Genomic DNA, 22,020 nt, shown 5'->3' on the forward strand with positions numbered 1-22,020 from the left:
ACGACCTGTTCTCGGTGCTGATGGGCGAGGACGTCGAGGCCCGGCGCTCCTTCATCCAGCGCAACGCCAAGGACGTCCGCTTCCTCGACATCTGAGTCGGTCCGTCGCTGACCGCCTGAAAGGATCTGAAGACCAGCAATGGCCGACGAAAACACTCCCACCACCGAAGTCACCGGGGAAGAGCCGCAGCACCGCATCGAGCCGGTCGGGCTCGAAACGGAGATGCAGCGCTCCTACCTGGACTACGCGATGTCCGTCATCGTGTCCCGCGCGCTGCCCGATGTCCGCGACGGCCTCAAGCCGGTGCACCGCCGTGTGCTGTACGCGATGTACGACGGCGGGTACCGGCCCGAGAAGGGCTTCTACAAGTGCGCCCGCGTCGTCGGCGACGTCATGGGCACCTACCACCCGCACGGCGACTCCTCGATCTACGACGCGCTGGTGCGACTGGCCCAGCACTGGTCGATGCGGCTGCCGCTGGTGGACTCCAACGGCAACTTCGGCTCCCCCGGCAACGACCCGGCGGCCGCCATGCGGTACACCGAGTGCAAGCTGATGCCGCTGGCCATGGAGATGGTCCGGGACATCGACGAGGAGACCGTCGACTTCCAGGACAACTACGACGGCCGCAACCAGGAGCCGACGGTCCTGCCGGCCCGGTTCCCGAACCTGCTGGTCAACGGCAGCGCCGGCATCGCCGTCGGCATGGCCACCAACATCCCGCCGCACAACCTCCGCGAGGTCGCCGAGGGCGCGCAGTGGTACCTGGCCAACCCGGAGGCCTCGCACGAGGAGCTGCTGGACGCGCTCATCGAGCGGATCAAGGGCCCGGACTTCCCGACCGGCGCGCTGGTGGTGGGCCGCAAGGGCATCGAGGAGGCGTACCGGACCGGCCGCGGCTCGATCACCATGCGGGCCGTGGTGGCGGTCGAGGAGATCCAGAACCGCCAGTGCCTGGTGGTCACGGAGCTTCCGTACCAGACCAACCCGGACAACCTCGCGCAGAAGATCGCCGACCTGGTGAAGGACGGCAAGATCGGCGGGATCGCCGACGTCCGCGACGAGACCTCCTCGCGGACCGGCCAGCGCCTGGTGATCGTGCTCAAGCGCGACGCGGTCGCCAAGGTCGTGCTGAACAACCTGTACAAGCACACCGACCTCCAGACCAACTTCGGCGCCAACATGCTGGCGCTGGTGGACGGGGTGCCGCGGACCCTGTCGATCGACGCGTTCATCCGGCACTGGGTGCAGCACCAGATCGAGGTCATCGTCCGGCGGACGAAGTTCCGGCTGCGCAAGGCCGAGGAGCGGGCGCACATCCTGCGCGGTCTGCTCAAGGCCCTGGACGCCATCGACGAGGTCATCGCGCTGATCCGGCGCAGCAACACCGTGGAGATCGCGCGCGAGGGCCTGATGGGCCTGCTGGAGATCGACGAGATCCAGGCGAACGCGATCCTGGAGATGCAGCTGCGCCGGCTGGCGGCGCTGGAGCGGCAGAAGATCGTCGCCGAGCACGACGAGCTCCAGGCGAAGATCGACGAGTACAACGCGATCCTGGCCTCGCCGGAGAAGCAGCGCTCCATCGTCAGCGAGGAACTGGCTGCGATCGTCGACAAGTTCGGCGACGACCGGCGTTCCAAGCTGGTGCCCTTCGACGGGGACATGTCCATCGAGGACCTGATCGCCGAAGAGGACATCGTCGTCACCATCACCCACGGCGGGTACGTCAAGCGGACCAAGACCGAGGACTACCGGTCGCAGAAGCGCGGCGGCAAGGGCGTCCGGGGCACCAAGCTGAAGCAGGACGACCTGGTCGACCACTTCTTCGTGTCCACCACCCACCACTGGCTGCTGTTCTTCACGAACAAGGGCCGGGTCTACCGGTCCAAGGCGTACGAGCTGCCGGACGCCGGCCGGGACGCCCGCGGCCAGCACGTGGCGAACCTGCTGGCCTTCCAGCCGGACGAGAAGATCGCCCAGATCCTGGCGATCCGCGACTACGACGCCGCGCCCTACCTGATCCTGGCCACCAAGGGCGGCCTGGTGAAGAAGACGGCGCTGAAGGACTACGACTCGCCCCGCTCGGGCGGGGTCATCGCCATCAACCTCCGGGAGACCGAGGACGGCGGCGACGACGAGCTGATCGGCGCCGAGCTGGTGTCCGCCGAGGACGACCTGCTGCTGATCAGCAAGAAGGCGCAGTCGATCCGCTTCACCGCCACCGACGACGCGCTGCGCCCGATGGGCCGTGCGACCTCGGGCGTGAAGGGCATGAGTTTCCGCGAGGGCGACGAACTGCTCTCCATGAGCGTGGTCCGGCCGGGTACCTTCGTCTTCACGGCGACCGACGGCGGTTACGCCAAGCGGACCCCGGTGGACGAGTACCGGGTCCAGGGTCGTGGTGGTCTGGGCATCAAGGCCGCCAAGATCGTGGAGGACCGCGGGTCGCTCGTGGGAGCACTCGTGGTGGACGAATCAGACGAAATCCTGGCAATTACCCTCGGCGGCGGTGTGATTCGCACGCGCGTCAATGAAGTCAGGGAGACCGGCCGTGACACCATGGGCGTCCAGCTGATCAACCTGGGCAAGCGGGACGCCGTCGTCGGCATCGCGCGCAACGCCGAGGCCGGTCAGGAGGTCGACGAGGGCGACGAGTCCGAGCCGGCCGAGGGTCAGGCCACCGAGGCCGCCGGGGACGAGCAGTCCCCGGCCGGGGAGCAGTAGGAGTAAGCGTGAGTGGAGCCACGGGCACCGGACCGGCCACTACTGGAGCGAACGGTGGCCGTGGCCCTGCCGCGGACTCCCAGGGGGGAACCGTGACGGACACCCGAGGGCCGCAGGCCCAGCCCCAGCAGCAGCCGTACCAGCCGCAGCAGCAGCCGTACGGGGGGCCGGGAGCGCAGCGCGGCGAGCAGCCCGGCCAGGGCGGCCCGGCGGGGCTGCGCAAGCCCCGCACGGGGGCCCGTACGACGCCCCGCACCCGCAAGGCGCGGCTGCGGGTCGCCAAGGCGGACCCCTGGTCCGTGATGAAGGTCAGCTTCCTGCTGTCGATCGCGCTGGGCATCTGCACCATCGTGGCCGCGGTGGTGCTGTGGATGGTCATGGACGCCATGGGCGTCTTCTCGACCGTCGGCGGCACCATCAGCGAGGCGACCGGGTCCAACGAGAGCAACGGCTTCGACCTGCAGTCGTTCCTGTCGCTGCCCCGGGTGCTGGTGTTCACCTCGGTGATCGCGGTGATCGACGTGGTCCTGATGACCGCGCTGGCCACCCTGGGCGCCTTCATCTACAACCTGTCCGCGGGCTTCGTGGGCGGTGTGGAGCTCACCCTCGCCGAGGACGAGTAGGGCCCTGACCAGCGATTTGGGAACTCCCGGGTCTGTGCGCTAACCTTCAGAAGTCAGCGCGCAGCGCGGAGGGGCTATAGCTCAGTTGGTTAGAGCGCATCCCTGATAAGGATGAGGCCACAGGTTCAAATCCTGTTAGCCCCACAGTGTGGAAGACCCCGACCGGGAACGGTCGGGGTCTTCCGCGTTCAGGGGGTTCGCGGGGCGGATCCAGGTCACCGATCGGTATCGGTCGGTGTGTATTGTTGGGCGCCAGAAGTCCCCTACGTCAACGAAAGACGAGGTCGCGCGGTGAAGAAGCTGCTCCTGGTCGCACTGGCCGCCATCGGCGGGCTCCTCGTGTACCGCCAGATCCAGGCGGACCGCGCCGAGCAGGACCTGTGGACGGAGGCGACCGACTCCGTGCCGTCCGGTTCCGGTGTGTGAGACCCACGGTTGTGACGCGAAGCCCCGGACGCCGCTGCGCCCGGGGCTTCGTGCTGTTCCGGGGCGCCGGGACCGGGTAGTTCCGCTTCGCTAACAATCGCATTGCGTCGGCAAATTCGGCAGGGGTGGGGTGTGGTGGCTCGGTTTCGTACGGGGCTGGCGGCGGCCGGGGCGGCGGTCCTCTGCGTGATGTGCGCGACCGGCCCGGCCGGGGCCTCGCCCGCGGCCGCCGGGCCACCGGCGGCGGACGCCCCCTACCGCACCGGGGCCGGCAGCGAGCCCGTCGAGGGCGGCGCCAGCCAGGTGCTGGGCCCCGAGCTGGAGTTCGGCCGCTTCTACCAGGACACCCTCCCGGCCGGCCGCGACCTCTTCTACCAGGTGCGGCTCGACGCCTCCTCCAGCGTGTACGTCACCGCCGTCGCCCGGCCCGACCCGCAGGGCGCGGCCGACTACGGGGACGGCATCGAGATCTCCCTGTTCGACCGGGCCGGGAAGGCCTGCACCAGCCCGGAACCCGCCCGCTTCGGCTCCGGACAGGCCCGGCCGCTCGCCGACGCCGCGGTGCGCCGGATGGAGGAGGACGGCGACTGCCAGGAGGCCGGCCCCTACTACGTCAAGCTCACCCGCACCAGCGACAAGGACTCCGACCGGGCGGACTGGCCGGTGGAGCTGCTGGTGCTGCGGGAACCGGAACTGGCCGGCAGCGACGCCCCGCAGGAAGCCCCCAGCGCCTGGCCCTCGGCCCCGGTGGTGCCGCCCTCCGGCACCCGGGCGGAGCGGGCCGGCGGCACCGGCTTCAACGACGCCCGGGCGCTGGACGGCGGAGTGTGGGGCGACAGCGTGCGGCCCGGGCAGACGCGGTTCTACCGGGTGCCGGTGGACTGGGGGCAGCAGCTCAGCATCAGCACCGAACTGACCGGCGGCCGGCTCACCCAGGACTCCGGGTACGCGGGCGACGGACTGGTCACCCAGCTGTACAACCCGGCGCGGATGGCGGTGGCCGAGGAACGGGCCTCCTACGACGGGAAGCAGACCAAGGCGGACCTCGGGCCGACGGTCCCGGTGGGGTACGCCAACCGGTTCGCCCCGTCCTCCGAGGTGCGGCCGGTACGGCTGGCCGGCTGGTACTACCTGGCGGTGACCGTGGACCGGAAGGTGGGCGATTTCACCGCCGAGGACGTGCCGCTGGACCTGACCATGCGGGTCAGGATCACCGGGACGGCCACCGCCGGACCCGGCTACGCGAAGGACCCGGCGGCCCCCTGGTACGGGGTGGGCGAAGCGGACCGGGCCGCCGCCCGGGACGGACTGACGGCGCCGGAGGCCGCCGGGGCGGCGGACAGCCGCTCGCGGATGGCGGCGGTGGCCGCGGCCGGGTTCGGCACCGGCACCCTGCTGCTGCTCGTCCTGGGCGGCTGGACCCTGCTGGGCCGCCGGGGCGGCGCGGGCGCGGGTTCCTAGCGCCGGACGAGGGCCCAGACGCCCACCGCGTAGCAGGCCAGCGCGGAGCCGAGCAGCAGCAGCCGGGCCCGCCCAGAGGGCCCCCGGCGGCCGGGGCGCGGGGCCGTCGGGGCGGCCAGCGGCGGGGCCAGCCGGAAGCTTCCGGTCTCCGAGGACGCGTACGGCGCCGGGGACGCGTACGGCGCCGGGGCCGCGGGCGCGGCAGGGGACGTGTACGGCGCCGGGGCCGCTCCGAACCCCGGACCCGGGCCCGGCGGGGGCGGGCCGGCCGAGGTCCGGGTGGGCTCGGCGGCCAGCGAACCGGCCGTGCCGGCCGACCCCCTGGATTGCCCGGGACCCTGCGGCGGCACCGGGGGCGCGGCCGGGTACGCGGCCGTCGGCGGGGCGGTCGTATGCCGCGGGGCCGCGGGGCGGGGACGGGTGGGGCCCTGCGGGGTGAATCCGTCGGGCAGCGGGCCGAGCTGGTCGAGGACCACCACCGGCTCGGTGTCCTCGGCACCGCCCGGCGGCCGCTCGGGCAGCAGCTCCACGGCCTCCGCGAGGGCCTTGCGGGCCCCGGTGGCGGTCCGGAACCGTGCCTCCGGGTCGGGTTGCAGCAGGGTGGCCACCACCTGCCACAGCGGCCCCGGGAGCCCCTGGGGTGCGTCGGGGGTGCCCCGGGCGGTGAACTCGGCCACCAGGGACCGGGAATCGGGTTTGCGGCCCTGTAGGAGGTACAGGGCGACCAGGCCGACCGCGAACAGATCGGCCGGGAAGTCGGGCTCGGCGCCGATGAGTTGCTCGGGGGCGAAGTAACCCGGTGTGCCCACCACGTAGTCGGTCTCGGTCAGCCGGGGCTCGCCCTTGCGCATCGAGATGCCGAAGTCGGACAGCCGCAGCCGCGGCCGCCCCGAACCGGTGCTGTCCAGAAGGATGTTGGCGGGTTTGATGTCGCGGTGGACCACGCCCTCCGCGTGCACCGCCGCCAGCCCCGACAGGAGCTGGTCGAGCAGTACGCAGACGAACCGGGGCGGCAGCGGGCCGTAGTCGCCGATCAGGTGGGCCAGCGAGCCGCCGCCCACCAGATCCATGGTGAACAGGACCTTGTCGTCGTCCGCCGCCCAGCTGGCCGGTGCCAGCACGTGCGGATGGTCGATGCGCAGGGCCTGTTCCCGTACGAAGCGCAGCAGGGTGTGGGCGTCGCTCTGGCGGAGCACCTTCGCCGCCACGTATCGGGCGCGCCGGTGGTCCCAGGCGCGCCAGACGGATCCGGCCCCGCCCTGTCCGATCGGATCGATCAGTTCGTACCGACCGGCGAAGATCTCACCCATCCGCTGCGCCCGTCCCCCGTGTCCCGGCGTCGTCAGTTCTGGTGGGCCTCGTAGTGGGCGACCGCGTCGGCGGTCCGACCCGCTCCGTACACCCGGAGGAACTCTGCCAGTTCCGGATGGCTGGGGGCGAGGGTGTCCGCCGCGTCGATGATGTCGCCGGCCGCGGAGACCGAGCGCAGCAGCGACTGGATCTCCCGGACCACCCGCTTGACGGTGGGCGCGCCCGAACCGGCCGGAGTCTGACCGCTGTTGCTCAGGACCGAACCCCCCTGGGTCTTCTTGATCTCGTCCATCCGGTCGGTGGCCTCCGCGGCGCTGACGCTGCCCGCGGCGACCTGGCCGGCCAGGTCCTGGAGCGCCTGCACCCGCTGGACCACGGCCGGGTTGCCGATCTTGGCGCGCTGGCCGCTCATCAGCTGGGAGAGCATGGGCGCGGACAGGCCCAGGACGGCGGCGAGGCGTGCCTGGTTCAGGCCGAGATCATCTATGAGCCGGCGGAAGAGCGCCCCGAGGGGCTCCCCGTACCAACTGCGCTGAAGCTCTCTGGCTCTGGCAGTGGCCTCTTGCTGTACTGCGTCCACTCTTACTACTCCCCTTCGCTGGTGCGAACCTCGCGAGCATCTTACGGAGCGTGGTCGCGGGACGGGAGTCCCTATCATTTTGCGGGATCAGGGGGTAAACCCGGTACTCTGGTCAGCGGACGGGGCGGCACCCTTGTGAGTGCCGGTACCATCCGTTTTGTACGGGGCCTTAGCTCAGTTGGTAGAGCGCTGTCTTTGCATGGCAGATGTCAGGGGTTCGACTCCCCTAGGCTCCACTTCCGACCAGCCCCTCCGACCCGCGTCCGCGCAGGTCGGAGGGGCTTTTCGCATTCCCCGGGACGGTTCGGGCGGGCCGGTGGCGGCGGGTGCCGGTGATGACCGGGGACGCATCGCCCGGCCCCAGGTGTGTGGCGGGCGCACCTGGGCAACACCTCGGGCCGGGGCGCACCGTGGGGGTCCTGCCGGAAGCGGCGGGTCGCTGTCGGATGGGGGAGAGAGATGGGGATGCGTCTCGTTCAGGAGGACCGGATCGGTTGCCCGGTGCCGGAGGCCGCGGTGGCGGTGCTCTGCGAGGAGCTGTTCGCCGGGCTGCCGCGCAGCGACCAGCGCCGCAAGGGCGAGCTGTACGTCCGGGGGCTGCTGTCGGCCGGCGGCCGCAAGTCGATCCGCAACATCGCCGCCTGTGTCGGGGACCGGGCGGCCGAGCAGAGCCTGCACCACTTCATCTCCTCCTCCACCTGGGACTGGAACCTGGTCCGCGGGGCGCTCGCGCGGCGGCTGGACCGGTCGCTGCGGCCCCGGGCCTGGGTGGCCCATCCGGTGGTGATCCCCAAGGCGGGCCAGCACACGGTGGGGGTCCGGCGGCGGTTCGTGCCGAGCCTGGGGCAGGTGGTCAACAGCCAGCAGGTGTTCGGGATCTGGGCGGCGGCCGACGGGTTGAGCGCGCCGGTGAACTGGCGGCTGATGCTCTCCGGAGAGGAGCGGGAGGAGGCCTCGGCGGCCGGTGCCGCGGCCACCCCGCCGGAGTGCGTGGTGGGGGCCGCCCTGGAGGCGCAGGGCTGGGTCGGCGGAGCGCCGCGGCCGGTGGTGCTGGACCTGCCGGAGGACGATCCGGCGGTGCTGGTGGGCCGGTTCCAGGCGGCCGGACTGCCGTTCCTGGCCTCGGTGCGGGGCTCCGCGCGGGTGCTGCCGGCGGCTTCGGCGCTGCTCGGGCCGGGCCGCTCGGCCCCCGGCGGGGCGGTGCTGCCCGGCCATGACAGCCGGGAGGTCACCGCGGACCAGCTGCTGCGCATGCTGAGCACCCTGCGCCGGCCGGTGACCTGGACGGATCCGGTGGGCATGGGGGTGCGGACCAGTCTGGTGGCGGCGGTGCCGGTACGGCTGCCCGGGGTGCGCCGGCAGCAGCTGCTGCTGGGCGAGTGGAGCGGGCCCGGAGTGCGGCCGGACCGCTGCTGGATCACCGACATGGCCACCGTGCCGTGGGGGGCGCTGCTGCGTCTGACCAAGCTGACCCAGCGGGTGGCCCTGGACTTCGCCGAGGTCTCCACCCGGGTGGGGATGGTCGACTTCGAGGGCCGGTCCTACGAGGGCTGGCACCGGCACACCACGCTGGCCTCGGTGGCTCACACGGTGTACGCGCTGGCCGGGGACGCGGTGGCGGGGCCGGTTCAGCCGGAGGCGCGTCCGGCCTGATCGCGTCGGCCGCGGACCAGTGCGCGCCGGGTGCGCTGCATCTGGAGGGCCAGCTGGACCTCCAGGGACTGGGCGGGCTCCAGCCATTCGGGGCCGAGGAGTTCGGTGATGCGCTCCAGCCGCCGGGAGACCGTGTTGGGGTGCACATGGAGGCTTTCGGCGGCCCGGGTGGGGCTGCAGGCCGAGGCGAAGTACGCCTCCAGGGTGCGGGCCAGGTCGGTGCGCTGCTGGGTGTCGTAGTCCAGGACCGGGCCGATGGTGTTGGCGATGAACTCGCCGGTGTTCGGGGTGTCCGACAGCAGCAGTCCCAGGAAGCCCAGTTCGCGGGGGGAGGCGGTGCCGCCGCGGCCGCCGAGGGCGGTCAGTGCGTCCAGGCAGCAGCGGGCCTCCTGGTAGGTGCGGCTGATCGCGGACAGTTCGGTGACCGGGCCCGCGGTGCCCACGGTGACGGGGTGGTTCAGGGCCGTCGAGAGCTCCTGGGCCACGGCCTTGCCGGCGGCGGAGGGGTCGGTCCCGGGCATCATCAGGATGATGGAGCCGCCGTCCACGCTCTTGAGCCCGGAGTGCTGGTGGGCGTATGAGGAGGCCCATATGACGGCCCGGCCCAGGGAGCCGCCCTCGGGGCGGGCCACCACGACCACGTGCGGGCGGTCGAGGTTGACGCCCAGGCGGCGGGCGCGTTCGGCGAGCTTGGCCGCCGGCAGCTGGTCCTCCTTGAGGAGGTCGTTGAAGAGCTCGTCGCGGACCTGGCCCTCGGCGGCGGCGGCGCTGCGCTGCATCAGCAGCACCAGGGCGGCGGACTGGGCGACCAGGCCGAACAGCTGGAGCTGCTGGTCCTGTTCGCCCTCGGAGGGCTCCTCGGCCGGTGCCGCGGCCGGCGGGCGGGCCAGCAGCAGGGTTCCGAGGATTTCCTGCCCGGCCAGCGCGGGGGCCACCCAGAGGCCGCCGGAGGCCTGGACCGGGCGGCGTTCGGTGTGGGCGTCCAGGACGGCGGCGCGGATCGCGTCCTCGTCCAGGGCGGGCAGGTCGCCGGTGGTGTCCAGGGTGCGGCCGGCGTGGTCGCGGATGATCAGGGTGCCGTCGAGCAGCGGGGCGGCCTCGGCGGCCAGGGTGTGCAGTCCGCCGCCCTCCAGGACCAGTTCGATCAGCCGGCTGTGGGTGGTGCGGAGCCGGTGGGCGGCGGCCGAGGAGTTCCTGGCCCGGGAGGTGTCGAGTTCCAGACCGGCGACCTCGTCGCGGACCCGGTCCAGCAGCCGGGCCTTCTCGATGGCCACGGCGGCGAGGTCGGCCAGCGAGCTCATCAGGGAGAGCTCGTCGGGGTCGAAGTGCCGGATCCGGCGGCCGGCCACGTACAGGTTGCCGAGGTCGGTCTGCTCGGCCCGCAGCGGCACCGCCATGATGGAGTGCAGGCCCTCGGCCCGGACCACGTTGTCGATGACGTCGGAGTGGACGAAGCTGTCGTCGCGCAGGTAGTCCGCCGACCAGAACGGCGCGGACCGCTGGCGGGCCTGCCGGCCGACGCCGCCGGTCATGGGGACGGCGAAGCCCACGGTGATGGCGGAGGTGTGGCCGTCGGCGGCCCGCACGATGGACTGGTGGGCCGGGAAGTCGTGGAAGGTCACCCAGGACATGTCCAGACCGAGCAGCAGCCGGGCCCGACGGGTGATCACCTTCAGCAGGGTGTCGAGGTTGTACGGGTGGGTCAGGTCCCGTGCGGTGTCGACGAGTGCGCTGAGTCCGGCCTCGCGCTGCTGGCGGCGGGCGAACAGGCCGCGGATGCCGAGGGAGAGGTCCTTGGCCCGGGTCAGGCGGGCCAGGTCCGCCTCGTCCGCCCCGGCGGCGCGGGCGGTGTACACCAGATGCTCGAAGTCCTCGGCCGGTGCCTCGCGTGCCAGCAGCTCCAGCATCGCCGACACGTCTGTATGTGACCTTTGGCTCTCCGACATCACAATCGTCCCCCCTAGACGCCCCGCTGTGCTGCCTGCCCCGGTGGAACGTAGTGCGGTCAACAGGGCCCGGTCAACAATTACTTGAGTCCAGAGTGCCAGGTCAGAGCGACGCAGTGTGGCTGGGGCACCACTTGCAGGAGTCGATCCGGTTGTCTGGCCACCTTCATGTGGCACCCCGCGGCGATCACTCTGGGCGTGGCACCGGCACCGGTCGCCGCATCACATTCAGCCACGGGGGTCGGATGACGCAGGTCCGCAGTTTCGAAAGCTCGCTGCGCCGCAGCCGGATGTCCCGCGAAAGAGCGGACCGGCCGGCCGTATTCTCCCTGTGTGGGCTGGAATGGGACCTGCTGGACGACGTGTTCGCGCCGGTGTTCTCACCTTCAACGGTGATGGCGGCCGAATTCCTCGGACTGGGCCCGACCGCCGGGCCGGGGCCGGGAAGGGTGGCGCCGGGCGGCTCCTTCCTCGAAGTGGGCTGTGGGACCGGGGTGATCGCGGTCCTCGCGGCATTGGCTGGATCTGGTCAGGTGGTGGCCTCCGATATCAGTCCTCGGGCGGTGGAGAACGCCGCGGTGAACGCCGAACGGCACGGAGTACAGGACCGGATGCGGACGGTGCACAGCGATCTGTTCTCCGGTCTGACCGAGGGGGACCGCTTCGACACCGTCTTCTGGAGCTCCAACTACGTCCGGGCGCCCGACGACTACACCTACCAGTCGGTGCACGAGCGGGCCTACGTGGACTCCGGCTACCGCTGCCACCGGCGCTATCTGGACCAGGCGCCGCGCTGGCTGGCCCCGGGCGGCTCGGCGCTGCTGCACTTCAGCGACCGGGGGGACGTGCCGGCCCTGAACGCGCTGGCCGCCGACTGCGGGCGGGAACTGCGGGTGGTGCACAGCCGGCGGGTCCGGGAGCGGGACTACGGGGAGGAGGAGGTCGAGCACCTGCTCGTGGAGATCCTCCCGGCGGGGCCGGCGGGCTCCGGTGGGCCGGTGGGCCCCGGCGGCGGGGTCTCGCTCAGGGGCTGAGGAACCAGGAGTGCTGGAGGCGGTGGAGTTCCGCCGTCTCCAGCGAGTCGGCGACCTCGGAGATCCGGACGCCCAGCCCTTCGAGGTGCTCCAGGGCCAGCCGGCCCTCCGGGTGGGCGTTGAGCAGGGTGTCCCCGGACAGGTCCCCGCGGTCCGCGGCGCTCTCCAGTACCTCCAGCGAGGCGGCCTGACCGGTGTTGGTGCCGACCAGGGCGCTCACATGGCGGGGGGACAGGGCGGTCCACAGCAGACCCGGGGGCAGCGCACCGGCCGCCCGGAGCACCCGCCACCACTCCCCGCCCAGGCGTTCCTCGCGGAGCCGGTAGATCTGCCGGGCCACGGCCACGGCGGCGGTGTTCCGGGCCAGCGCGGCGGGTCCTTCGGCGGGCAGGGCCGCGAGCCGGTCGTTGACCGCGGTGTCCAGGGTCCCGACCGGTACCGAGGCGGTGCCGGTGATGGTCGCCAGATTGCGGCCCGCGGTCATGGCCCGCTCCAGACCGGTGAGGTAGGAGCTGAGCACCCGTTCGTAGCGGGCGGGGGAGAAGACCAGGTCGGCGTCGACCCCGATGCCCAGGGCCACGCAGTCCTCCAGGGCCGCCAGCCCGGCCCGGGTGGCCGGAATCCGCACCAGCAGATTGGGGCGGCCCACCGCGCTGTGGACGGCGCGGGCCGCGTCCACCAGGGCCTGGGTGTCATGGGCGACCCGCGGGTCCACCGGTACGGAGATCCGGCCGTGCCGACCCTCGCTGGAGACATAGGTCTCCCAGAGGGCGTCGCAGACGCGCCGGGCGGTGCCCGGATCGCCGTCGGAGGCCACCGCGCCGTGCAGCAGCGCGGTGTGGGCGGGTTGCTGCGGGGTGCGGGGCAGGAGGTCCGCCTCGCCCGCTGCCAGCCAGGGCGAAACTCCCTCTGCCGCCAGCTGCTTCAGCAGCGCCATGGCGGGTCGGCTCATCATGGGGCGAGCGTAGGGCTGTTCGCCCGGATGGCGCGCTTTTCTCCGGCCCTCCTTGTCAGGTTGGCGGTGATCGCTTCTGCAATGTGAAGGGTGGGGCGGAAGGGGTTGGGGCCCTGCTGGAGCGGGGTATTTGGGATTGCATTCCGAAAAAAGAACCCGGCAGGTGGGGGCCAGGAGTGGCTGGATTCCTCGGTTCAAACGGAATGGCGGCGACCGCCGGGGCTTCACGTTCGCTCTCGCGTTTCACGTGAAACATCGGCGGTCGCTCCGGCCGACCGGGGCCACCGGTCCGGTGACTCAGCCCCGCCGCGGGGCCCGCAGGGTGACGGCTGCCACCGCCATGGCCACCAGCAGCAGGGCCGCGCCCACCCCGAAGGCCAGGTGGTAGCCCTCGGTCAGTGCCCGGGCCGAGGAGCGGCCGGCCTCGGCCAGTGACTCCGAGCGGGCGGCCGCCAGGGTGGAGAGCACCGCCACTCCCAGGGCCATACCGATCTGCTGGGTGGTGTTGAACAGACCCGAGGCCAGTCCCGCGTCCTCGGCGCCGGCCCCGGACATGCCCAGGGAGGTCAGGGCCGGCAGGGCCAGTCCGAAGCCGGAGGCCAGCAGCATCACCGGCAGCAGGTCCCGCAGGTACTGGGCCTCCACGGGCAGCCGGGTCAGCCATCCCAGCCCCAGTACCAGCAGGCCCAGCCCCGTCAGCAGCACCGCGCGCTCGCCGAACCGGGCGGCCAGCCGGGTCGAGGCGCCCAGCGAGACCGCGCCGATCACCAGGGCCGCGGGCAGCATCGCCAGACCGGTGGCGGCCGCGCTGTAGCCGAGCACCTTCTGGAGGTAGAGGGCCACCAGCACCTGGAAGGCGAAGAGGGCGGCCACCATCAGCATCTGGACCAGGTTGGCACCGGCCACCGCGGCCGAACGGAAGATCCGCAGCGGCATCAGCGGAGTGGCCGCCCGGGCCTGGCGGACCGTGAACCCGGTCAGCAGGGCCACCGAGAGGATGCCCAGGCCCAGGGTGTGGGCGGAGGACCAGCCGTACTGCTCCACCTTCACCACGGTGTAGATGCCCACCATCAGCCCGGCCGTGACCAGCACGGCGCCGAGCACATCGGCACCGGCGCGCAGTCCCAGCCCGCGGTCCCCGGGCAGTGCGGGCACGGCCAGGGCCAGCGCGGCCAGCCCGATGGGCAGATTGATGAAGAAGATCCAGTGCCAGTCCAGCACATCGGTCAGCACCCCGCCCAGCACCTGGCCCAGCGAGGCGCCGGCCGCCCCGGTGAAGGAGAACACCGCGATGGCCCGGGACCGCTCACGGCCCTCGCCGAACAGGGTGACCAGGATCCCCAGGCTCACCGCCGCGGCCATCGCCGAACCCAGGCCCTGGAGGAACCGGGCGGCGATCAGCAGGCCCGGGGAGGCGGCGAATCCGGCCAGCAGCGAGGCACCCGTGAACACCGCGGTCCCGGCCAGGAACATCCGCTTGCGGCCGATCAGGTCCCCGAGCCGTCCGGCGAGCAGCAGCAGGCTGCCCACCGCGAGGCCCTGCTGCGCGGGCTGAACCTGCTGGTGCGGGGCGATCTGGAGACCCCCTCGGAGAGCCCCCGGGGCGCCCGCCGGGCCCGCCAGTAGGCCCTGCCCGCCGCACCGCCCCCACCTGCCCGCCGCACCGCCCGCGCCCTTCCGCCGCACCGCCCGCGCCCGTCCGCCGTACCGCCCGCGCCCCCGCGTCCGTCCCCCGGACGGTCCAGTCACCCGGCCGTCCGGCGGACCGTGGCGGACAGTGGGAAGAGGCACAAGGCCGGGGGGACGAGCACGCCGGAGGCGTACCAGCATGGGAATCTTCGACTTCCTCAAGCACGACAAGGACAAGGCACGGGAGCCCGCCGCCGAACCGGGCACCCCCGCCAAACCGGCCGGACAGGCCGAACAGCAGGCCCAGGACGCGGCCTCGGCGACCAGGATGGCCGCCGAGCGGATGGCCGCCCGGGCCCGAGCCGCCGCCCCGGCACCCGCACCGCCCAGGCCCGCGCCGGTCCAGCCCGCCACCCACACGCCCCCGGAGGCGGCGAAGCGCTCCGCCCCGCCCCGGCACACCCCGGTGCCCGACGCCGCCCGGCCGCCGGCCGCGGCGCCGCACACGGCCCCCGGCGCCGCCAAGCGGTCCGCGCCCAAGCCGGCCCCCGCCGCGAAGAAGCGCACCTACACCGTCCGCTCCGGGGACTCGCTCTCCGCCATCGCCCGGCGCGAGCTCGGCAACGAGGGGCGCTGGCGCGAGCTCTACGCCATGAACCGCGGGGTCATCGGCTCCAACCCGGACCTGATCCGCCCCGGACAGGTGCTCACCCTCCCGCACTGACCGCACCGAACGCACCCGTCCGCACGGACGCGGCGAGGGCCCGGAACCCGATCGGGTTCCGGGCCCTCGCGGGTCCGCCTGCCTCTTCAGTACCGGTTCGTACCGGTCAGCGCTTGTCGTCCGCGTCGGCGTCCGCCGCCCCGGCGGCCTCCTCGGCCTCCTTGGCCAGCAGTTCGTCCTCCAGGTTGGCCGGCTCGCCGTCCCGCGCCGAGAGCTCGGTCGCGGCCGGCGGCTCCACCAGCCAGTCCGGGTCGGACTGCTGGTCCCACCAGCGCCAGGCCGCGTAACCGACCCCGGCCACCAGCCCGACCAGCGCCACCGCGCGCAGCGCCCGGCCGCACTTCTCGCGCCGCTCCTGGCGGCGCAGCAGCCGGTGCACGTCCTGTGCGGTGACCTTGCCGCTCAGCGCCGCGTACGCCGCCGTGGAACGGGACGCGGCCTCCTCGGCCACCGGCTGCGCCGCGGCGATCGCCGACTCGATCTTCGGGGTCGTGTAGTCGGCCGCGTGCCGGGCCGCGAGACGGGTCTGGCGCACCGCCTTCACGGCCGCCCGGTCGACGTTCGGCGGCACATGGGTGCGGGCCTGGCGCAGCCTCGGGTGCAGATGGCAGTCGTAGGCGCTGCGGGCCTGCCGCGCCGCCTCGTGGGCCGCGCCCGAGACCGCGGGCGCCAGCCGCACGTTCGCCTCGTGCGCGTAGTGAGCGGCCGCTTCCTTCGCGTTCTCGGCGTACGGCGCCACCACGTCGGCTGCGTGACGCACGGTGTCCTTCGCACTCTCGGCCGCTGCGCGCACGCTGTCCTTGCGGGTCACAGGATCCTCCTCCTCGGTGGCGGACACAGGTCACCTTTCCACCCTTTGTCGGATCATGCCTGTCAAACCTCCGTCCGGCATGCGCGACAGGGCATACGAGTGGCCGAATCGGGCGATTTCTTGACCCTGCGGCACGCCGTGCGAGGATCGGGAACCGACAGTGATGACGAGGGAAGGCAGACCCGTGGCCGCGAAGCTCCACGCCACCTTGAAGACCAACCACGGCGACATCGAGATCGAGCTGCTGCCGAACCACGCCCCCAAGACGGTCCGCAACTTCACCGAGCTGGCCACCGGCAAGCGGGAGTGGACCCGCCCCAGCGACGGCCAGAAGACCACCGACCCGCTCTACGACGGCACCGTCTTCCACCGGGTCATCAGCGGGTTCATGATCCAGGGCGGCGACCCGCTGGGCAACGGGATGGGCGGTCCGGGCTACCAGTTCGCCGACGAGTTCCACCCCGACCTCGCCTTCACCGAGCCCTACCTGCTGGCCATGGCGAACGCCGGGCCGGGCACCAACGGCTCCCAGTTCTTCATCACCGTCGCCCCGACCGCCTGGCTGACCCGCAAGCACACGATCTTCGGCAGGGTCGCCGACAAGGCCGGGCAGGCCGTGGTCGACGCGATCGCCAAGCTGCCCACCAACCCGCGGACCGAGCGCCCGGTGGAGGACGTGGTCCTGGAGAGCGTGATCATCCGAGAGGTCTGAGCACTCCCGGCCCCGCGCCGCCGACCGAGGGAACCGATGGACACCTGCTACCGGCACCAAGAACGCGAGACCGGGATCCGCTGCACCCGCTGCGAGCGGCCGATCTGCCCCGACTGCATGATCAGCGCCTCGGTGGGCTACCAGTGCCCGGAGTGCGTGCGCGGGGCGCCGGCCGCGGTGCCGCGCACGGTCGCGGGAGCCCCGCTGACCGCCGGGGACCCCCATCTGGTCACCAAGGTCCTGATGGGGATCAACGCGGCGGTGTTCCTGCTGGTGCTGGCCAACCCGGCGCTGCTGCTGGACCTGGAGCTGCTGGGCCGGTTCCGCGCCTACGAGGGCGGCCCGGTCGAGGGGGTGTCCACCGGCGAGTACTACCGGCTGCTGACCTCGGTGTTCCTGCACCAGGAGTGGTGGCACATCGGCAGCAACATGCTGGGCCTGTGGGTGGTGGGCGGTCCGCTGGAGGCCGCCCTGGGCCGGGCCCGGTACCTGACCGTCTACCTGCTGTCCGGGCTGGCCGGCAGCGCCCTGGTGTACTGGCTGAGCGCACCGAACGTGGCCACCCTGGGCGCCTCGGGCGCGGTGTTCGGACTGTTCGGCGCCACCGCGGTGCTGATGCGGCGGATGCGGTACGACATGCGGCCGGTGGCCGGGATGCTCGCCCTGATGCTGGCGATGACCTTCATCCCGGCCGGGGTGTCCTGGCAGGCCCACATCGGCGGCCTGGTCGCGGGAGCGGTGGTCGGCGCCGGGATGGTGTGGCCCACCTCCGGGCACCGGAGCCGGGTGCTGGTGCAGTGGGCGGCGGGGGTGCTGGTGTTCCTGGCCTCGGCCGCGGTGATCGTCCTCAGGACGGCCGAGCTGACCCCCTGAGCGGCTCCCGGAGCAGGCGCCCGGGCCGCCCCGCCGGGCGGCCCCCGGGGTACCGCCGGCCCACGGTCCCGCCGAAGATCAGACCGGCGTCAACCGTGGGCCACCGATTACTTATCCACAGACCTTCGTATCTTTTCCTCAGGTGTGGATAGCGCTGTGGATAACTAAGGGGAGAACTTGCGCAGCGGTCCGCGCGGAGCTACTTCCACTGCGTGGAGACGCCGAACCCCGCCGCGATGAACCCGAAGCCGACCACGATGTTCCAGTTGCCCAGGGCCTCGACCGGCAGCTGGGTGTCGGTCACATAGAAGACGACGATCCAGGCCAGACCGATCAGGAACAGGGCCAGCATCACCGGGGCCACCCAGCTGCGGTTCGTCAGCTTGATCGCCTGCGCCTGCCTGGCGGGCGGCGGGGTGTAGTCGTCCTTCTTGCGGATACGTGACTTCGGCACGAGGGGCTCTCCTGTCGATGCGCTGGGGATCTGCCTCCCCCGGGCGTCAGTTAGCGTAGTGGGTCTTCGGCGTGTTGAAGGAGAAGGGTACGTTGAGCAATTCCGACGACTCCTCCGCGGGTCCCCGTCGCCGGGCCAGGCCGGTCCGGCTGCTGACCGCCGCCGTGTTCGCCCTGGCCGGGCTGATCTTCGTGACCAGCTTCAACACCTCCAAGGGTACGAACATCCGCACGGACGATTCGCTGCTGAAGCTCTCCGACCTGATCCACCAGCGGTCCCAGGACAACAAGGCCCTGGAGGAGGGCACCGCGGCCGTCCGCCGGGAGGTCGACGCCCTCGCCGACCGCGACGACGGCAGCACCCGCGCCGAGGACGCCCGGCTCGCCGCCCTGCGCACCGAGGCCGGCACCGAGGAGCTCTCCGGCAAGGGCCTCACCGTGACCCTCAACGATGCCCCGCCTGGCGCCACCGCCCGCATCCCCAACGTGCCCGAACCCCAGCCCAACGACCTGGTCATCCACCAGCAGGACCTGCAGGCCGTGGTCAACGCCCTCTGGCAGGGCGGCGCCGAGGGCATCCAGGTGATGGACCAGCGGCTGATCTCCACCAGCGCGGTCCGCTGCGTCGGGAACACCCTGATCCTCCAGGGCCGCGTCTACTCCCCGCCGTACAAGGTGACCGCGGTCGGCGACCCGGGCGCGCTGGAGAAGGCCCTGGCCGCCTCCCCGGCCCTGCAGAACTACCAGCTCTACGTGAACGCGTACGGCCTGGGCTGGAAAGTCGACCGGCACAGGGCGGTGACTCTGCCCGGCTACTCGGGCACAGTGGACCTCCACTATGCGAAGCCGGTGGGCACGGCCGATCCGACGGGATCCGGCACCACGGACACGGGGGACGCGGGGGACGCCGGAGGGACCCGGAGCCCGTCGTGAGGCCGCCGTCCGCCTGGTGGTGCGGACCCTCAGCGAGCTGTGCCTGACGGCCGGCACGCTGATCGTGCTGTTCGTGGCGTACGTCCTGTTGTGGACCGGGGTCAAGGCCGACCGGGCGATGGACGGGGAGATGGAGCGGCTGCGCGAGCGCTGGGCGGCCGCCGCCGCACCGGCCCCCGCACCGACCGGGCCCGCTGCGTCCGGCCGGCCCGACCCCGGCCGGCCCGACCCCGGCCGGCCCGACCCCGGCCGGCCCGACCCCGGCCGGCCCGCCGCGGGCCCCCCGCGCGGACTGGCCTTCGCCGAGATGTCCATCCCCCGCTTCGGCCCGGACTGGGTCAAGCCGGTGCTGGAGGGCACCGGAACCGACCTCCTGAAGAAGGGCCTCGGACACTACGAGGGCAGCGCCCTGCCCGGCCGCACCGGCAACTTCGCGGTGGCCGGCCACCGGCGCACCTACGGCGACCCCTTCAAGGACTTCCCCGCCCTGCGGCCCGGGGACGCCGTGGTCGTGAAGGACGGCACCGCCCGCTACACGTACACCGTCCGCAACCGGCCGCTGCGCACCCTGCCCACCGACACCGGGGTGGTGGCACCGGTCCCGCGCCGCTCGCCGTTCACCGCCCCCGGCCGCTACCTGACACTCACCACCTGCGATCCGGAGTGGGGACACAGCCACCGCCTTATCGTGTGGGCGGAACTGACCGAGACAAGGCCGGTGCGCGGCACCAGCCTCTAGTCTGTTCCGGTAACGCACGGGGGGTACGGGAAGGACGACGGGCGTCATGTACGGCTGGATCTGGCGGCATCTGCCGGGGAACGCGTGGATTCGCGCGCTGATCTCCCTGGCCCTCGTGCTGGCCGTGGTGTTTGTGCTGTTCCAGTACGTCTTCCCGTGGGCCGAGCCGCTTCTCCCGTTCAACGATGTGACAGTCGACGAGGGATCGGGAGCCAATCCGTGAGCGCGCGCATTCTGGTTGTGGACAACTACGACAGCTTCGTCTTCAACCTGGTCCAGTACCTCTACCAGCTCGGTGCCGAGTGCGAGGTGCTGCGCAACGACGAGGTGGAGCTGGCCCACGCCCAGGACGGCTTCGACGGCGTGCTGCTGTCCCCCGGCCCGGGCACCCCGGAGGAGGCCGGCGTCTGTGTGGACATGGTCCGGCACTGCGCGGGCACCGGGGTCCCGGTCTTCGGCGTCTGCCTGGGCATGCAGTCCATGGCGGTCGCCTACGGGGGCGTGGTGGGCCGCGCGCCCGAGCTCCTGCACGGGAAGACCTCCCCGGTCTCCCACGAGGGCCTGGGGGTCTTCCAGGGCCTTCCGTCGCCCTTCACGGCCACCCGCTACCACTCGCTGGCGGCGGAGCCCCTGACGGTCCCCGAGGAGCTCCAGGTGACCGCCTGGACCGAGGACGGCATCATCATGGGCCTGCGCCACCGGGAGCACGACGTGGAGGGCGTGCAGTTCCACCCCGAGTCGGTGCTCACCGAGTGGGGCCACCGGATGCTCGCGAACTGGCTGGTCCGCTGCGGTGACGCCGGAGCCGTGGAGCGCTCGGTGGGGCTGGCCCCGGTGGTGGGCAAGGCCCTCGCGTGACCGCGTACGCGCCGCCCGTGCCCTCCGGGGGCCGGGCCGCGCGGCGCAGGGCTGCCCAGGAGGCGGCCAGACGGGCCCGCCGGCGGCGCCGGGGCGGCCCGCTGGTGATCGCCGGCCGGGCGGTCGGGGAGCTCTTCATCACCCTCGGCCTGCTGATGCTCCTCTTCGTCACCTACCAGCTCTGGTACACCAACGTGCTCGCGCACCGGCAGGCCGACGGGGCCGCGGGCTCGCTCCGGCAGGACTGGGACCGGGCGGCGGCCGCCCCGGCCCCGGCGCCCACCGCGTTCTCCCCCGGCGAGGGCTTCGCCATCCTGTACCTGCCCACCCTGGACGTGAAGGTCCCGGTGGCGGAGGGCACCAGCAAGCCCGAGGTGCTCGACCGGGGCATGGTCGGGCACTACGCGGAGGGCGCCCTGAAGACGGCGATGCCCTCCGACCGGCAGGGGAACTTCGCGCTCGCCGGGCACCGCAACACCCACGGCGAACCCTTCCGGTACATCAACCGGCTGCGGCCCGGGGACCCCGTCGTGGTGGAGACCCGGGACGCCTACTACACCTACGAGACGGCCGCCACGCTGCCGCAGACCTCCCCCGCCAACGTGGCGGTGATCGCCCCGGTGCCGGCCGGCTCCGGGTTCACCGGCCCCGGCCGGTACATCACCCTGACCACCTGCACCCCGGAGTTCACCAGCACCTACCGGATGGTCGTATGGGGCAGGATGGTCGACGAACGCCCCCGGAGCCAGGGCCCCCCGCCCGCGCTCACCAGCCCGTAGAGGACCGCCCCCGTGCCACGTGCCGACGCAGCCACCGCAGCCGACCAGGAGCGCGGACGTGCCGGACGGCGCCGGCACCGGCTCGCGGCGGTGCTGGGCCTGCTGGGCGAGCTGCTGATCACCGCGGGGCTGGTGCTCGGCCTGTTCGTGGCCTACTCGCTGTGGTGGACCAATGTCCTGGCCGACCGGACCGCGGCGGCGCGCGGCGACGCCGTCCGCGAGCAGTGGCTGGCCGGCGACACCGCTCCGCCGCCCGCCGCGGGCCCGGCCGCCCCGGGGGAGCTGGACACGGCCGACGGGATCGGCTTCCTGCACGTGCCCGCGATGGACGACGACGAGGTGCTGGTGAAACCGGGCACCTCCCCCGGTGTGCTGAACGACGGGGTGGCCGGCTATTACACGGAACCGGTGAAATCCGCATTGCCGTGGGACGCCTCCGGCAATTTCTCCCTGGCCGCCCACCGGGACGGGCACGGGGCGAAATTCCACAACATCCACAAACTGCGGACCGGCGATCCGATCGTCTTCGAGACGAAGGACACCTGGTACGTCTACAAGGTGTTCGCGGAATTGCGGCAGACCTCGAAGTACAACGTGGACGTGCTGTCCCCGGTGCCGAGGGAATCCGGCCGGACCAAGGCCGGCCGCTACATCACCCTGACCACCTGCACCCCGGTCTACACCTCGAAGTACCGGTACATCGTGTGGGGCGAACTGACCCGCACCGAGCGGGTGGACGCGGCCCGCACCCCGCCCGCCGAACTCCGCTGACCCGCCGCCGCCCCCGCCCGGTCCG

Annotated in this window: 20 protein-coding genes, 2 tRNA genes and 2 pseudogenes; 17 read left to right on the forward strand and 7 right to left on the reverse strand. The window is 72.4% G+C overall.

Features of this window, described 5'->3' with window-relative positions; genetic code table 11:
• Window positions 1-138 precede the first annotated feature (138 nt).
• From gyrA to ACZ50K_RS16650, 5 genes are all read left to right on the forward strand, one after another.
• A complete protein-coding gene (gene gyrA / locus ACZ50K_RS16630; protein WP_468903256.1) occupies window positions 139-2,724 on the forward strand; it encodes a DNA gyrase subunit A in 2,586 nt (861 codons plus the stop codon).
• An 8-nt stretch (window positions 2,725-2,732) separates the two neighbouring features.
• Window positions 2,733-3,347: a DUF3566 domain-containing protein gene (locus ACZ50K_RS16635; protein WP_468903259.1), complete on the forward strand. Its 615-nt coding sequence runs from the start codon at window positions 2,733-2,735 to the stop codon at window positions 3,345-3,347.
• A gap of 70 nt (window positions 3,348-3,417) precedes the next feature.
• Window positions 3,418-3,491 (forward strand) — tRNA-Ile (locus tag ACZ50K_RS16640).
• A gap of 147 nt (window positions 3,492-3,638) precedes the next feature.
• A complete protein-coding gene (locus ACZ50K_RS16645) occupies window positions 3,639-3,773 on the forward strand; it encodes a DLW-39 family protein (RefSeq protein ID WP_208809277.1) in 135 nt (44 codons plus the stop codon).
• A 132-nt stretch (window positions 3,774-3,905) separates the two neighbouring features.
• Window positions 3,906-5,234, forward strand: a complete 1,329-nt coding sequence (locus ACZ50K_RS16650; protein WP_468903261.1) for a hypothetical protein — start codon at window positions 3,906-3,908, stop codon at window positions 5,232-5,234.
• On the opposite strand, the gene ACZ50K_RS16655 is transcribed toward ACZ50K_RS16650, so the two are convergent.
• Complete coding sequence (locus ACZ50K_RS16655) at window positions 5,231-6,544, reverse strand: serine/threonine-protein kinase (protein ID WP_468903263.1); 1,314 nt, start codon at window positions 6,542-6,544, stop codon at window positions 5,231-5,233. The two genes, ACZ50K_RS16650 and ACZ50K_RS16655, sit on opposite strands and share 4 nt — an antisense overlap.
• A gap of 32 nt (window positions 6,545-6,576) precedes the next feature.
• The gene (locus ACZ50K_RS16660; RefSeq protein WP_468903265.1) at window positions 6,577-7,125 is read right to left on the reverse strand and encodes a helix-turn-helix domain-containing protein; all 549 of its coding nucleotides are present in this window, start codon (window positions 7,123-7,125) and stop codon (window positions 6,577-6,579) included.
• Window positions 7,126-7,288: 163 nt separating this feature from the next.
• Between ACZ50K_RS16660 and ACZ50K_RS16665 the strand changes: the two genes are divergently transcribed.
• Window positions 7,289-7,361, forward strand: a tRNA-Ala gene (locus ACZ50K_RS16665).
• A 223-nt stretch (window positions 7,362-7,584) separates the two neighbouring features.
• On the forward strand, window positions 7,585-8,778 hold the full coding sequence (locus ACZ50K_RS16670) for an IS701 family transposase (protein ID WP_468903267.1): 1,194 nt from the start codon (window positions 7,585-7,587) through the stop codon (window positions 8,776-8,778).
• Here ACZ50K_RS16670 and ACZ50K_RS16675 read toward each other — a convergent pair.
• Window positions 8,754-10,685, reverse strand: coding sequence for a helix-turn-helix domain-containing protein (locus tag ACZ50K_RS16675; RefSeq protein WP_468903978.1), 1,932 nt, complete (start codon window positions 10,683-10,685; stop codon window positions 8,754-8,756). The genes ACZ50K_RS16670 and ACZ50K_RS16675 overlap by 25 nt on opposite strands.
• A 284-nt stretch (window positions 10,686-10,969) precedes the next feature.
• Between ACZ50K_RS16675 and ACZ50K_RS16680 the strand changes: the two genes are divergently transcribed.
• Window positions 10,970-11,758: a methyltransferase domain-containing protein gene (locus ACZ50K_RS16680; protein ID WP_468903271.1), complete on the forward strand. Its 789-nt coding sequence runs from the start codon at window positions 10,970-10,972 to the stop codon at window positions 11,756-11,758.
• Here ACZ50K_RS16680 and ACZ50K_RS16685 read toward each other — a convergent pair.
• Complete coding sequence (locus ACZ50K_RS16685; protein ID WP_468903274.1) at window positions 11,748-12,713, reverse strand: transaldolase family protein; 966 nt, start codon at window positions 12,711-12,713, stop codon at window positions 11,748-11,750. The genes ACZ50K_RS16680 and ACZ50K_RS16685 overlap by 11 nt on opposite strands.
• Window positions 12,714-13,010: 297 nt before the next feature.
• A pseudogene (locus ACZ50K_RS16690) lies at window positions 13,011-14,249 on the reverse strand (MFS transporter); the annotation flags it as partial.
• A gap of 292 nt (window positions 14,250-14,541) precedes the next feature.
• Here ACZ50K_RS16690 and ACZ50K_RS16695 point away from each other — a divergent pair.
• Entirely contained in the window at window positions 14,542-15,066 is a 525-nt protein-coding gene (locus tag ACZ50K_RS16695; RefSeq protein WP_468903276.1) for a LysM peptidoglycan-binding domain-containing protein, read from the forward strand.
• A 106-nt stretch (window positions 15,067-15,172) separates the two neighbouring features.
• On the opposite strand, the gene ACZ50K_RS16700 is transcribed toward ACZ50K_RS16695, so the two are convergent.
• Window positions 15,173-15,877: a DUF5324 family protein gene (locus tag ACZ50K_RS16700; RefSeq protein WP_468903278.1), complete on the reverse strand. Its 705-nt coding sequence runs from the start codon at window positions 15,875-15,877 to the stop codon at window positions 15,173-15,175.
• Between the two features lie 184 nt (window positions 15,878-16,061).
• Here ACZ50K_RS16700 and ACZ50K_RS16705 point away from each other — a divergent pair, with 184 nt between their 5' ends.
• On the forward strand, window positions 16,062-16,589 hold the full coding sequence (locus ACZ50K_RS16705) for a peptidylprolyl isomerase (protein ID WP_468903280.1): 528 nt from the start codon (window positions 16,062-16,064) through the stop codon (window positions 16,587-16,589).
• Window positions 16,590-16,625: 36 nt separating this feature from the next.
• Window positions 16,626-17,462 carry a rhomboid family intramembrane serine protease gene (locus tag ACZ50K_RS16710; RefSeq protein ID WP_468903282.1) on the forward strand — a complete coding sequence of 279 codons (837 nt, stop codon included), beginning with the start codon at window positions 16,626-16,628 and terminating at the stop codon, window positions 17,460-17,462.
• Between the two features lie 199 nt (window positions 17,463-17,661).
• Here the strand turns inward: ACZ50K_RS16710 and crgA are convergent, their stop codons facing one another.
• Window positions 17,662-17,916, reverse strand: coding sequence for a cell division protein CrgA (crgA, locus tag ACZ50K_RS16715; RefSeq protein WP_468903284.1), 255 nt, complete (start codon window positions 17,914-17,916; stop codon window positions 17,662-17,664).
• A 92-nt stretch (window positions 17,917-18,008) separates the two neighbouring features.
• Between crgA and ACZ50K_RS16720 the strand changes: the two genes are divergently transcribed.
• The 6 genes and pseudogenes from ACZ50K_RS16720 (at window position 18,009) to ACZ50K_RS16745 (ending at window position 21,995) form a co-directional block, all read left to right on the forward strand.
• Entirely contained in the window at window positions 18,009-18,848 is an 840-nt protein-coding gene (locus ACZ50K_RS16720; protein WP_468903286.1) for a DUF881 domain-containing protein, read from the forward strand.
• A gap of 16 nt (window positions 18,849-18,864) precedes the next feature.
• A complete protein-coding gene (locus ACZ50K_RS16725; protein WP_468903288.1) occupies window positions 18,865-19,587 on the forward strand; it encodes a class E sortase in 723 nt (240 codons plus the stop codon).
• Window positions 19,588-19,633: 46 nt separating this feature from the next.
• The gene (locus tag ACZ50K_RS16730) at window positions 19,634-19,810 is read left to right on the forward strand and encodes a hypothetical protein (protein WP_468903290.1); all 177 of its coding nucleotides are present in this window, start codon (window positions 19,634-19,636) and stop codon (window positions 19,808-19,810) included.
• Complete coding sequence (locus tag ACZ50K_RS16735; RefSeq protein WP_468903292.1) at window positions 19,807-20,445, forward strand: aminodeoxychorismate/anthranilate synthase component II; 639 nt, start codon at window positions 19,807-19,809, stop codon at window positions 20,443-20,445. Before ACZ50K_RS16730 ends, ACZ50K_RS16735 begins: the two co-directional genes overlap by 4 nt.
• Window positions 20,394-21,224: pseudogene (locus tag ACZ50K_RS16740) on the forward strand (class E sortase); the annotation flags it as partial. The gene ACZ50K_RS16735 and the pseudogene ACZ50K_RS16740, both read left to right, overlap by 52 nt.
• 12 nt (window positions 21,225-21,236) lie before the next feature.
• Window positions 21,237-21,995 carry a class E sortase gene (locus ACZ50K_RS16745; protein WP_468903294.1) on the forward strand — a complete coding sequence of 253 codons (759 nt, stop codon included), beginning with the start codon at window positions 21,237-21,239 and terminating at the stop codon, window positions 21,993-21,995.
• Window positions 21,996-22,020 lie beyond the last annotated feature (25 nt).

The organism is Streptomyces sp. NPDC033845, from assembly GCF_055576225.1.